The organism is Streptomyces sp. NBC_00390, from assembly GCF_036057275.1.
In the GTDB taxonomy this organism is placed as follows: Bacteria; Actinomycetota; Actinomycetes; order Streptomycetales; family Streptomycetaceae; genus Streptomyces.
In genome coordinates this window covers 1,943,308-1,955,679 of record NZ_CP107945.1, presented here as the reverse complement: position 1 = coordinate 1,955,679, position 12,372 = coordinate 1,943,308, and the positions used below count along the sequence as shown (strand labels likewise).

General features: G+C 68.7%; 9 protein-coding genes and 1 pseudogene. 7 read left to right on the top strand and 3 right to left on the bottom strand.

Going from position 1 to position 12,372, the window contains the following annotated elements; all coding sequences use genetic code 11:
* Positions 1–21: 21 nt before the first annotated feature.
* Positions 22–423 (bottom strand): hypothetical protein, encoded by a 402-nt coding sequence (locus OHS70_RS08155; RefSeq protein WP_328395177.1) that lies wholly within the window; start codon positions 421–423, stop codon positions 22–24.
* A gap of 200 nt (positions 424–623) precedes the next feature.
* Here OHS70_RS08155 and OHS70_RS08150 point away from each other — a divergent pair, with 200 nt between their 5' ends.
* Together OHS70_RS08150 and OHS70_RS08145 are read left to right on the top strand one after the other, a co-directional pair.
* Positions 624–1,958 (top strand): DUF11 domain-containing protein, encoded by a 1,335-nt coding sequence (locus OHS70_RS08150; RefSeq protein WP_328395175.1) that lies wholly within the window; start codon positions 624–626, stop codon positions 1,956–1,958.
* A gap of 57 nt (positions 1,959–2,015) precedes the next feature.
* Positions 2,016–3,126 (top strand): annotated as a pseudogene (locus OHS70_RS08145) (IS630 family transposase).
* A gap of 443 nt (positions 3,127–3,569) precedes the next feature.
* On the opposite strand, the gene OHS70_RS08140 reads toward OHS70_RS08145, so the two are convergent.
* A complete protein-coding gene (locus OHS70_RS08140; RefSeq protein ID WP_328405486.1) occupies positions 3,570–4,457 on the bottom strand; it encodes a carbohydrate kinase family protein in 888 nt (295 codons plus the stop codon).
* A 22-nt stretch (positions 4,458–4,479) separates the two neighbouring features.
* On the bottom strand, positions 4,480–5,523 hold the full coding sequence (locus OHS70_RS08135; RefSeq protein ID WP_328395173.1) for a LacI family DNA-binding transcriptional regulator: 1,044 nt from the start codon (positions 5,521–5,523) through the stop codon (positions 4,480–4,482).
* Between the two features lie 374 nt (positions 5,524–5,897).
* Between OHS70_RS08135 and OHS70_RS08130 the strand changes: the two genes are divergently transcribed.
* From OHS70_RS08130 to OHS70_RS08110, 5 genes are all read left to right on the top strand, one after another.
* Positions 5,898–7,172, top strand: coding sequence for an extracellular solute-binding protein (locus OHS70_RS08130; RefSeq protein ID WP_328395171.1), 1,275 nt, complete (start codon positions 5,898–5,900; stop codon positions 7,170–7,172).
* A 104-nt stretch (positions 7,173–7,276) separates the two neighbouring features.
* Positions 7,277–8,278: a carbohydrate ABC transporter permease gene (locus tag OHS70_RS08125; RefSeq protein ID WP_328395169.1), complete on the top strand. Its 1,002-nt coding sequence runs from the start codon at positions 7,277–7,279 to the stop codon at positions 8,276–8,278.
* Between the two features lie 22 nt (positions 8,279–8,300).
* On the top strand, positions 8,301–9,212 hold the full coding sequence (locus OHS70_RS08120) for a sugar ABC transporter permease (protein ID WP_328395167.1): 912 nt from the start codon (positions 8,301–8,303) through the stop codon (positions 9,210–9,212).
* A 47-nt stretch (positions 9,213–9,259) separates the two neighbouring features.
* Positions 9,260–10,924, top strand: a complete 1,665-nt coding sequence (locus tag OHS70_RS08115; protein WP_328395165.1) for a glycoside hydrolase family 13 protein — start codon at positions 9,260–9,262, stop codon at positions 10,922–10,924.
* On the top strand, positions 10,912–11,979 hold the full coding sequence (locus tag OHS70_RS08110) for a LacI family DNA-binding transcriptional regulator (RefSeq protein WP_328395163.1): 1,068 nt from the start codon (positions 10,912–10,914) through the stop codon (positions 11,977–11,979). Before OHS70_RS08115 ends, OHS70_RS08110 begins: the two co-directional genes overlap by 13 nt.
* The last annotated feature ends 393 nt before the right edge of the window (positions 11,980–12,372 follow it).

The window sequence follows — 12,372 nt, the reverse complement described above, 5'->3', positions numbered from 1 at the left end:
GTGCTCCTAAGACTCGGGACACTAGGCCGTCTCTTCCTGCGGGAGCGCCACGAGCAGCTCCCGCAGGTCCATCGGCATGACGGCGATCTCCATGCTCCCGCCGCCCTCGTACGCGCACGCGACGATCCGCGACCCGGGGTTGATGGAGATCCCCTCCTTCACGGACGGGGCCCGCACGCCGGTGGCGCGGCCGCCCGGCAGCGGCAGGGGCTCGCCCCGCGCCGGGACCCAGCGGGCCGCGCCCTCGCCCTGGTCCGCGTACAGCCGGCCCGCCCGCCAGCGCCCCTCACCTGCGGGCCGGCGCGCCATGCCGGGGATCCCGGCCACGGGCCCGGCGGCCACCCGCGCGAGGTGCTTGCGCCGCAGGAGCCACCCGGCTCCCGCGGCGCCGAGGACGACCACCACGATCTCGATCACGTTCACCGGACCCATTCAAACAGGCCGGTCCGCCGGCCGGTGACGCGGCCAGGCGGACGTTCCGATGATCCGAAAAACACCCGGGCCTTTCCCTGGTGCATTGGAGCGAACTCCTCCTCAAAGCCCGAGCCGCGATATTCGACCCGACATTCCCTGTGCTGATCCTTGTCCGTCACATCCGCCTTGATCGTGAAAGGTGCATGTTCGTGATTCGTCGAGGAACGAACGGGCCGAACCACGGAAAGCGGCGACTGCGCGCCCTTTCCGCACTGAGTGCGGTGGGAATCGTCGCAGGACTCGCTGCCGGCCTGCTGGCGTCACCAGCCGGTGCCGCCCCGGCCCCCGCGCCGGCTGTCGCGCAGCAGCCGCACAAGGAGAAGGGCGTTGACTGCGACGGGAAGGTCTACGCCTCGTTCGGCAACCTCGCGGACCAGCTCTACACCGCCGACAGAGGGGCCGGAACGTACCAGTTCACGGCGCTGGGCAGCCCGCCGCCGTTCCTCTACAACGCCATCGGCGTGAACCCGCGCGACCGCTTCCTCTACGGGACCACGTTCGGCAACGCGAACAACGACCTGGTCCGCTTCGACCGCAATGGCGACTTCACCAACCTCGGTCCCATTTCCGGCCTGCCGGAAGCCCTCTACATCTCGGGCACGTTCGACGACAAGGGCAACTACTACATCCTGGCGGACGATACGCCGACGATCTACAAGGTAGACGTAAAGTCCCGCTCGGTCACGGGCTCCATCGACGTTCCGGAGCTGTCGGACCCGGAACTCGACATCTTCGACATCGCGTTCCGCGACGGATTCCTGTGGGGCTCGACCGACGACGGCGCCATCGCGCGCATCCGCGTCTCCAACGGGGACATCGACTTCTTCCCCGGTGTCCTTCCGGGCGGTTCGGACTTCGGCGGCGTCTTCGTCTACGGCAACGGCGATCTCGGATTCTTCCGGAATTCAAACGGAGAGCTCTTCCGGGTGCACGTGAAGAACGCGACCTCCGCCGACCCCGAGTTCACCATCCTGTCGACGCAGGACCAGGTCCCTGACCAGGAGCTGGTGAACCTCGACGCCACCTCCTGCTTCCTCGACTCCAAGGCCGACCTCGCGGTGCACAAGCGAGCCCCCAGGGAAGTCACGTCGGGCGGCGGGATCACCTACCGCATCACGGTGAAGAACGTGAGCAAGGACGAGAGGGAGAAGGGCAAGGACAAGGACAAGGACAAGCACAGGGGTAAGGGCACGGGCGACTCCTCCGGCTGGTCCCTGACCGACGACCTCCCGGCGGAGCTCCAGTCGCCCTCCACCTCGACCGAAGGGTGCGAGATCGCCGACGGCCTCCTCTCCTGCACGGGTGGTCCGCTGGAGAAGGGCGACAAGGTCGAGATCGAGGTGACCGGCACCGCGGCCTCCGTCCTGGAGCCCACCACCGTGGAGAACACCGCCACGGTCTACGGCGACGACAAGGACCCGCACAAGCAGAACGACAAGGACACCGCGTCCACCCTCATCACGCCGGGGGACAGCGCCCGGTAGTGCGGTGACATGCGGCTCGCCACGGTCCTGAGTCCTTGATCCGTCGTTTTTCAGTGCATGGGACGTCCTGGGCCGAAGCTGGCCGAGTTGGTGTTGTCGGATCACGAGCGGCAGGTGCTCGGCTCGTGGGTGCGGGGTCAATCGACTCCACAGGCTCTGGCGTTGAGAGCGCGGATTGTGTTGGCGTGCGCGGAGGTGGAGCCGGATGGGCTGCCCCGGTCGGCAAGCGCGGTGGCCGGTGCGGTGGGGGTCACGACCGAGACGGTCTCCAAGTGGCGGGCCCGGTTTGTCAAGGACCGACTGGACGGGCTCGGAGACGCGCCCCGGCCGGGCCGGGTCCGCACGGTCACCGACGAACAGGTCGCCGAGCTGGTGAGAGCCACCTTGGAGACCAAGCCGAAGAACGCCACGCACTGGTCGACCCGGTCGATGGCCGAGCGGGTCGGCTTGTCGCAGTCGACGGTCTCCCGGGTCTGGCGGGCATTCGGCCTGCAGCCGCACCGGGCTGAGACGTTCAAGCTGTCCACCGACCCGTTCTTCGTGGACAAGGTCCACGACGTGGTCGGCCTCTACCTCGACCCACCCGAGCGGGCCCTGGTGTTATGCGTGGATGAGAAGTCGCAGATTCAGGGCCCTGGACCGGTCCCAGCCGGTGCTGCCGATGATGCCCGGAGTGCCCGAGCGCGCCAGCCATGACTACCTGCGCTCGGGCACCACCACCCTCTTCGCGGCCCTGGACATGGCCAGCGGGAGGGTCATCGGCTCGCTCCACCGCCGCCACCGCGCCGCCGAGTTCAAGAAGTTCCTCGCCAAACTCGACCGCGAGGTCCCCGCCGGCCTGGACGTACATCTGATCTGCGACAACTACGCCACCCACAAGACCGAGGCGATCAAGAAGTGGCTGCTGGCCCACCCCCGCTTCCAGCTGCACTTCACACCAACCGGCTCGTCCTGGCTGAACATGGTGGAGCGGTGGTTCGCCGAACTGACGGCCAAGAAGCTCCGCCGGGGCGTCCACCGCTCTGTCCAGGCACTGGAACGCGACATCCGCGCCTGGGTCGCAGACTGGAACAACAACCCCCGTCCCTACGTCTGGACCAAGACTGCTGACCAGATCCTCGAAGCCCTCGCCGCATACTGCCGACGGATCAAGGACTCAGGACACTAGTGCTGGATTCTTCAAGGGGTGTACACGTATCGGCCGTTGTGTACGGGTTGGTGGTGCTGGTCGTCCCCATGTCCCAGACCGAGCTAGGGAGTTGAACCGGGATATTGCGAGGCGGGCGCCACCTGGCGCTCCACCACGGTGCTGCGGAAAGCCGGCTGACACCAGCGGCTGTGTCACCCTCCGGCCGAGGCCCGGGACCGCCGCGGGCAACCGCACCGTCCAGACCGTCACCCGGGCCTACGCCCCGCACTCCGGGCGGGTGTGGTTGTCGCGTGCCGTCCCGGACGACGACTCCCGGCTCGCCCCACCCAGCTGTCGGCCGCCGACCGGGCCGGATTCCTGAAGGGGCTCCAGGCCCTGTCCGCGCTGCCGGAACTGATGTCGCGGAAGCCTGGAGGGGACTCACCGCGATCCTCGTCCAAACCCGACGCCGACCGAAGGGCCTAGACCCGCTCGCAGGCGGCGCGCAGGCCCGGCCGGTCGATGAACTCGGTGTGCGTGCCCACCGAGCCGCAGGCGAAAGCCCCGGAGACGGAACCGGCCAGCACGCACTCCTCGATCTCACGCCCCTGGAACAGCGTGTGCAGGAAGGCGGTGACGAAGGCGTCCCCCGCGCCGTTGGTGTCGACCACGGGGCGCTCGGGGCGCACCGCGGGGAAGTGGCGCACCTGCCGCTCGCCGCGCACCAGCACATGGCAGCCGTCGGCTCCGTCGGTGGCCACCACCAGCCGTGCCCGGCCCTCGTCGAGGATCGCGTGCAGCACCTCGTCGAGCCGGTCGTGGATCGCGGCGGCGCTCAGGAAGACGTAGTCGGACGCCAGGGCGTAGGTGCGGTGGTGCGGATTGCGGCCGTCCCAGTCGTGCAGATCGGTGGAGCTGGTCACGCCGAGCCGGTGGATGTCCTCATACATGTCCCGGTTGTGGCCGACGATCGAGAGATGGACGTGGCGGGCGCGTTCCAGGTACGGGAGGTAGAAGTCGCGCGGCAGCCGTAGATCGGCCGGGTGGCGGCCGTCGTAGAACGAGAAACGGCGGCCTTCGCGGTCGACGAGATTGACTCCGCGCGGGGTGCCGTGCGGCGAGACGACATGGCTGAAGTCGAGGCCGCCGGCGGCGTACGCGGCCAGCACCGTCCGGCCCTGCGGATCGTCGCCGAGGAAGTCGATGAACTTGGTGGTCAGGCCCAGCGCATGGCAGCCCAGCGCGACACCGTTCCCGGTGTGGCCCACGTAGTCGTGCACCGGCGGTACGAACACCGAGTCGCCCGGCGGCAGGTGAAGCGCCTCGACCCGGACGATCGTGTCCACTCCGGCGCCGCCGACCACCAGCATGTCGTAGCCCGGATCGCTCACGTCAGACGCCTCGCTCCGCGACGGCTGCGCGCCTGGCGCCGGAGGCGGTCGATCCGCGCACCACGAGCTCCGGCATGAAGACGAACTCGCTGTGCGGGGCCGGCGTACCGCCGATCTCCTCGAGCAGCGCACGCACCGCCGCCTGTCCCATCGCCTGCACCGGCTGGCGGATGGTGGTCAGCGGGGGATCGGTGAACGCTATGAGGGGCGAGTCGTCGAAGCCGACCACCGAGATGTCCTTGGGGACGTTCAGCCCCTGCTGCCGGGCGGCCCGGATCGCGCCCAGCGCCATCATGTCGCTGGCGCACACGATCGCCGTGCAACCCCGGGCGATCAGCGCGGTCGCGGCGGCCTGACCGCCCTCCAGGGAGTACAGCGAGTGCTGGATCAGCGCCACGGACTCCTCCGGAGCGAGTCCCAGCTTCTCCTTCATGGCGAGCTGGAAGCCCTCGATCTTGCGGAGCACCGGCACGAACCGCCGGGGGCCGAGTGCCAGACCGATCCGGGTGTGGCCGAGCGAGACCAGATGCGTGACGGCCAGCTGCATCGCCGCCCGGTCGTCGGGCGAGACGAAAGGAGCCTGGACGTGCTCGGAGAATCCGTTGACAAGAACAAAGGGGACGCCCTGGCCGCGCAGCTGGTCGTAGCGCTGCATGTCCGCGGTGGTGTCGGCGTGCAGACCGGAGACGAAGAGGATCCCGGAGACACCGCGGTCCACCAGCATCTCGGTGAGCTCGTCCTCGGTCGATCCGCCGGGCGTCTGGGTGGCGAGCACCGGCGTGTAGCCCTGGCGTGTCAGTGCCTGACCGATCACCTGGGCGAAGGCGGGGAAGATCGGGTTGTCCAGCTCCGGCGTTATCAGGCCGATCAGACCGGCGCTGCGGCGGCGCAGGCGGACGGGCCGCTCGTAACCGAGGACGTCGAGCGCGGCAAGGACGGATTCGCGGGTGCCCGCGGCCACCCCGGGCTTGCCGTTGAGTACGCGGCTCACCGTGGCTTCACTGACCCCCGCCTGGGCTGCGATGTCGGAGAGCCGCGCGGTCATGGGAGTGGACTGTACCTGTCGCATGTCAGCTTGCCCACCGAGTGCGGAAATCTGCCCCTTGCCGCGGCATCGGCGGCCTCAGCAGCGTGGATGGTGTGCGCGGCATGAATCGACCCCTTTCGGACGGCCAGGACACGAACGTAACAGGCTTGCAAACTCTTGCGGAAGGCTTGCGGGGGGTGCGGAGGGCGACGCAGTCTGGGGAAGGCGCAGGTGTCAAGCGATTCATCGGCAACTCTCCGGACACACGGATGTAACGATCAATCGACCTTGCAGAAAATTGCCGCAAGGTCTTTCGGATAGTTTTCAGCCCTGTTACGTTCCTCGACGACTCGGCGCCGCGATGGAGCGGTCCCCTCGTTGAAGGAGTACACATGCGACGTGGCATAGCGGCCACCGCGCTGACCGCGACCCTCGCGCTTGCGGTCACGGCTTGCGGCGGCGACGGCGACAGCGGTTCCAAGGGCACAGCCGGCCCCGTCACCATCACTTGGTGGGACACCTCCAATGCCACGAACGAGGCACCCAACTACAAGGCCCTGATCTCCGAGTTCGAGAAGGCGAACAAGGACATCAAGGTCACGTACGTCAACGTCCCGTTCGACCAGGCCCAGAACAAGTTCCAGACCGCGGCCGGCAGCAAGGGCGCGCCCGACGTGATCCGCGCCGACGTCGGCTGGACGGCCAACTGGGCGAAGTCGCAGTTCCTGGCGCCGCTGGACGGCACCGACGCGCTGAAGAACTCCGAGGACATCACCCCGGCCCTGCTCAAGCAGGCCCAGTACGAGGGCAAGACCTACGGTGCGCCGATCGTCACCGACTCGCTCGCGCTGATGTGGAACAAGGAGCTCCTGAAGAAGGCCGGCTTCGACAAGGCCCCCACCACCTGGGACGAGCTGAAGAAGGTCTCCAAGGCCGTCGCCGCGAAGACCGACGCGGACGGCTTCTGGATGAACAAGGCCGGCTACTACCAGATGCCGTTCCTGTACGGCGAGGGCACCGACCTGATCGACTCCGAGGGCAAGAAGATCACGGTCAACTCGCCCGAGGCCGTCAAGGCCATCGAGACCAGCAAGAGCCTGCTGAAGGCCCCGGGTGTCGCCAAGCTCGACGTCTCCGCCGACTCCTACGCCCACATGCAGGACGCCTTCACGACCGGCAAGGTCGCGATGATCGTCCAGGGTCCCTGGGAGCTCACCAACATCTACAAGGGCGCTGCGTTCAAGGACGCCGCGAACCTGGGCCTCGCCACCGTCCCGGGCGGCTCCGCCGGCAAGGGCGCCCCGATCGGCGGCCACAACCTGTCCGTCTACGCCGGCTCCGACGCCGCGCACCAGAAGGCCGCGCAGAAGTTCGTCGGCTTCATGACCTCCGGTGAGACCCAGGCGAAGATCGCGCTGAAGAACAGCACGCTGCCGACCCGCACCTCCGCGTACACCGCCGAGGTCAAGGCGCTGCCCGGCTTCGCCGACATGCAGACGGTCCTCGCCGAGGGTGGCAAGGCCCGTGGCTCGGACCCGAGCTACAGCTCCCTGTACACCGACTTCGAGACCCACGTGACCAAGGTCCTCCAGGGCAAGGTCGGCGTGCAGAAGGGTCTTGACGACGCTGCGGCGGCCTACAAGAAGCTGCTGAAGGACTACTCCTGACCTCACGGCCGGCCCGCCCCGCCTGACCCGGGGCGGGCCGGCCGTGCAGCCGTATCCCCACCGACCACCGACCACCGACGAGATCTGCCGAGAAGGTGCCGAAGATGACCGTCGCCGTAGAGGGTGCTGCCCCCAAGGGCGGGCGTGGTGACGCCCCGCGCCCCGGGCTCTTCGCCCGTATGAAGCTCTCCTACGAGAAGCACTGGTACGCCTGGGCCATGGTGGCGCCGGTCGTCATCGTCCTGGGCATCCTGGTGCTGTATCCGCTCATCCGCGGCGTCTATCTGTCGATGACCGACGCCGACAGCCTCAACGTGGGCCGGACGATCGGCGTCAACAAGATCCCGGACTCGTTCTCGTTCGTCGGTGCGGACAACTACACGGAGATCCTCTCGGGCTCCGACGGCCAGTTCTGGCCCCACTTCACCTGGACGATCGTGTGGACGATCGTCTGTGTCGCGTTCCACTACGGCATCGGGCTCGGGCTCGCGATGCTGCTCAACCGCAAGCTGCGCGGCCGCACGTTCTACCGTCTCGTGCTGATCCTGCCGTGGGCCGTGCCCACCTTCGTCACCGTCTTCTCCTGGCGGCTGATACTCGCCGACGAGGGCGGAATCCTGAACACCGCACTCGGCTGGCTCCACCTGCCCCAGCCCGGCTGGCTCAGCGACGTCTTCTGGCAGCGCACCTCCGCGATCATGGTCAATGTCTGGGTCGGTGTGCCCTTCATGATGGTCTCGCTGCTCGGCGGACTGCAGTCGATCAACACCGATCTGTACGAGGCCGCCGAGATGGACGGCACGACCCCGTGGCAGCGATTCCGCCATGTCACGCTGCCGGGCCTGCGCTCGGTCAGCTCCACCGTGATCCTGCTCGGCGTCATCTGGACGTTCAACCAGTTCGTGGTCATCTTCCTGCTGTTCGGCGCGACCGGTGCACCCGAGGCACAGATCCTCGTCACCTGGGCGTACCGGCTCGGCTTCGGCCAGGATCCGCGCGACTACGCCGGATCGGCCGCCTACGGCGTGATCATCCTGTCGATGCTCATCGTCTTCGCCTCCTTCTACCGGCGCTGGCTCGCCCGCAACGAGCAGACCGCCGCCTGACACACGAAAGGACGCCTCCGACATGAGCATCACGACCGAACGTCCCGCGGCGGCACCTGCGACGAAGACCTCACGTCCCGCGGGGCGCGGCCGCTCCCGCCCGCGCGGACGGCGCAGCTTCGGCGCCTCGCTCGCGATCCACGCCACCCTGCTCGTGGCGAGCTTCATCGCCTTCTTCCCGGTGGGCTGGATCGCCTGGATCTCGCTCGGCCCGGACAAGACGGACTTCCTCCACCCCGATCAGATCGCCGGCAAGGTCAGCCTCGAGAACTACTCGGCCGTCCTGGGCGACACCGAGTTCCTCCAGTGGTTCGTGAACTCGCTGATCGTGGCCCTCGGCACCTGCCTGCTGGGCGTGTTCATCGCCGCCAGCGCCGGCTACGCCGTCTCCCGGATGCGCTTCCCCGGCCACCGCCAGCTGATGTGGACCTTCCTGGTCACCCAGATGTTCCCGGTCGCCATCCTGCTGGTCCCGCTCTACAAGATCGTGGCCGACCTCGGGCTGCTGGACACCTACGGCGCGCTCATCCTCGTGTACTGCACCACGGCCGTCCCCTACTCGGCCTGGCTGCTCAAGGGCTACTTCGACACCATCCCGCACGAGATCGACGAGGCGGGCCGGGTCGACGGGCTCACCCCGTTCGGCACCTTCTACCGGCTGATCCTGCCGCTCGCCCGCCCAGGTCTGGCGGTGGCCGCCTTCTACACCTTCCTCACCGCCTGGGGCGAGGTCGCCTACGCATCGGTGTTCATGCTCAGCGAGGGCAAGTACACCCTGTCCATCGGCCTCACCACCTTCGTCAGCCAGTACGACACCCAGTGGGACCTGATGGCCGCGACCGCGGTGCTCATCGCCCTGCCCGCCTCGCTGGTCTTCTATCTCGTCCAGCGTCACCTGGTCACCGGCCTCACCGCCGGTGCGGCGAAGTCCTGACGCGCACCCCCACCGTTCCCGTCCGCCATCTCGTACTCAGGGAAGACATGACCCAGCACCTCGCTGCCCCCACGCACACACTCGACAGCACCCGTCCGGGCTGGTGGCGCGACGCGGTGATCTACCAGGTCTATCCGCGCAGCTTCGCCGACGGGAACGGCGACGGCATGGGCGATCTCGACGGTGTGCGCAGCCGGCTGCCCTACCTGAAGGGCCTTGGCGTCGACGCCGTGTGGCTCAGCCCCTTCTATGCCTCCCCGCAGGCCGACGCGGGTTACGACGTCGCCGACTACCGTGCCATCGACCCGATGTTCGGCACCCTTCTCGACGCGGACGCACTGATCCGCGACGCCCATGAACTGGGCCTGCGCATCATCGTAGACCTGGTCCCGAACCACTCCTCCGACCAGCACGAGTGGTTCAAGCGCGCACTCACCGAGGGCCCCGGCTCCGCGCTGCGCGACCGCTACCACTTCCGCCCCGGCAAGGGCGCGGACGGCGAGCTCCCGCCCAACGACTGGGAGTCCATCTTCGGCGGCCCCGCCTGGACCCGTACCCAGAACCCGGACGGCACCCCCGGCGACTGGTACCTGCACCTGTTCGCGCCCGAGCAGCCCGACTTCAACTGGGACCACCCGGCCGTCGCAGACGAGTTCCGCTCGATCCTGCGCTTCTGGCTGGACATGGGCGTCGACGGCTTCCGTGTCGATGTCGCCCATGGCCTGGTGAAGGCCGAAGGACTGCCCGACATCGGAGGCGGCGACCAGCTGAAGCTGCTCGGGAACAACGTCATGCCGTTCTTCGACCAGGACGGCGTGCACGAGATCTACCGCGCCTGGCGCAAGATCCTCGACGAGTACCCGGGGGACCGGATCGCCGTCGCCGAGGCGTGGACGCCGACCGTGGAGCGCACCGCGAACTACGTACGCCCCGACGAGCTGCACCAGGCCTTCAACTTCCAGTACCTGGGCACCGCCTGGGACGCCGCCGAGCTGCGCTCGGTCATCGACCTCTCGCTCGCCGCGATGCGCCCGGTCGGCGCTCCCGCCACCTGGGTGCTGTCCAACCACGACGTCACCCGGCACGCGACCCGGTTCGCCAACCCGCCCGGTCTGGGCACCCAGATCCGCGACGCCGGCGACCGTGAACTCGGTCTGCGCCGGGCCCGTGCGGCCACCCTGCTGATGCTGGCGCTGCCCGGCTCCGCGTATCTCTACCAGGGCGAGGAGCTCGGCCTGCCGGACGTCACGGACCTGCCCGACGAGGTGCGCCAGGACCCGTCGTTCTTCCGCGCGGCCGGCCAGGACGGCTTCCGCGACGGCTGCCGGGTGCCGATCCCGTGGACCGTCGAGGGATCCTCGTACGGGTTCGGCAGCGGTGGCAGCTGGCTGCCGCAGCCGGACACCTGGGGCGGGCTCAGCGTCGAGGCCCAGACCGGCGACCCGGACTCGACCCTGGAGCTGTACCGCAGCGCACTCGCCGTGCGCCGCGAGCAGCCGGGGCTCGGCGAGGGCGACGCCGTGGCCTGGCTGGAGGCCCCCGAGGGTGTGCTCGCCTTCCGCCGCGAGGGCTTCGTGTGCACCGTCAACACCACCGGCAGGCCGGTCACCCTGCCCGCCTACGGGCGGCCGCTGCTGGCCAGCTCCGCAGTCGTCGTGGACGGCGACCGGACGGAGCTGCCCGCGGACACCACGGTGTGGTGGGCGGTGTGACCGTTCCGCTGCCGCGGGGTGCCGACAACGGCACCCCGCGGCTTTCGGACATCGCGGCCCAGGCCGCTGTCAGCGAGGCGACCGTCAGCCGGGTGCTCAATGGCAAAGCCGGCGTGGCGTCCCCGACCAGGCAGCGGGTGCTGGCCGCGCTCGACGTGCTCGGCTACGAGCGGCCGGTGCGCCTGAAGCGCCGCAGCGCCGGGCTGGTGGGTCTGGTCATTCCCGAGCTCACCAACCCGATCTTTCCGGCGTTCGCGCAGGTCATCGAGCAGGTGCTGGCGGGCCACGGCTATACGCCGGTCCTGTGCACCCAGATGCCGGGCGGTGCCACCGAGGACGAACTGGTCGAGCAGCTCGAGGAGCGCGGTGTCACAGGCATCGTGTTCCTCTCCGGGCTGCACGCCGACACCTCGGCCGACGCGTCGCGGTACGTCGCACTGTCCTCCCGGGGCGTCCCGTTCGTCCTGATCAACGGCTTCAACGAAGCGATCGACGCGCCCTTCGTGTCGCCCGACGACAGGTCGGCCGCGCGCATGGCCGTCACCCATCTCGCCGAGCTGGGGCACCAGCGCATCGGTCTCGCCATCGGGCCGACCCGGTATGTGCCGTCCCGGCGCAAGGCCGAGGGGTTCGTGGAAGCCCTGCACGCGGTGCTCGGCATGCCGCCGGACGAGGCCGGAACCCTCATCCAGCGGACGCTGTTCTCCGTCGAGGGCGGGCAGGCGGCGGCCGGCCTGCTCATGGACCAGGGCTGCACCGCGATCGTGTGTGCCAGCGACATGATGGCGCTGGGTGCGATACGAGCCGTGCGCTCGCGGGGACTCGAAGTGCCGGGGGACGTGTCCGTGGTCGGGTTCGACGACTCGCCGCTCATCGCCTTCACCGATCCGCCGCTCACCACGGTGCGCCAGCCGGTCAAGGCGATGGCGACGGCCGCGGTGAACGCGCTGATCGAGGAGATCGAGGGAAACCCGGTGCATCGCACGGAGTTCGTCTTCCAGCCCGAGCTGGTCGTCCGCGGTTCCACGGGCCAGCCGCACGGTCGGCGCGGCTGACCGGAAGGATGCCCGGGGCCTGCCCTGTTGAGGGCGGCGGGGTGTGAACTGGCCCCGGGCTCCCGGCTGGGCCGCGTTCCGGCGACCTGTGACCGGCCCGGCCGGCCGGGCGCGTAGGGCCCGGCGTTGCCGGGTCCCCCGGTCGGCCGGACCGGAGTCGAGCTGAACGTAACACCCCTGCAATGACTTGCGAAAGAGTTTGCGGTCACGAAACGGCCATGTTCCCCGCTTGTCACCGGAGTCTGCCCAAAGGGTTGACCTGCGCGCGACAGAACCGTACGGTCACGACCGCAATCAGTTTCAGACTTCTTGCAGCAAGAATCGTCAAAGGCCTTGCGGACATGGCGCGTTGTCGTACGAGGCTTCCCCCCTCGCATCCGCACCTCCCCAGAG

What these genes read in the sequence shown, in the direction of transcription:
- OHS70_RS08135 (WP_328395173.1), bottom strand. Translation starts at nt 5,523, where the DNA reads ATGACCGCGCGGCTCTCCGACATCGCAGCCCAGGCGGGGGTCAGTGAA.
- OHS70_RS08130 (WP_328395171.1), top strand. Translation starts at nt 5,898, where the DNA reads ATGCGACGTGGCATAGCGGCCACCGCGCTGACCGCGACCCTCGCGCTT.
- OHS70_RS08125 (WP_328395169.1), top strand. Translation starts at nt 7,277, where the DNA reads ATGACCGTCGCCGTAGAGGGTGCTGCCCCCAAGGGCGGGCGTGGTGAC.
- OHS70_RS08115 (WP_328395165.1), top strand. Translation starts at nt 9,260, where the DNA reads ATGACCCAGCACCTCGCTGCCCCCACGCACACACTCGACAGCACCCGT.
- OHS70_RS08140 (WP_328405486.1), bottom strand. Translation starts at nt 4,457, where the DNA reads ATGCTGGTGGTCGGCGGCGCCGGAGTGGACACGATCGTCCGGGTCGAG.
- OHS70_RS08120 (WP_328395167.1), top strand. Translation starts at nt 8,301, where the DNA reads ATGAGCATCACGACCGAACGTCCCGCGGCGGCACCTGCGACGAAGACC.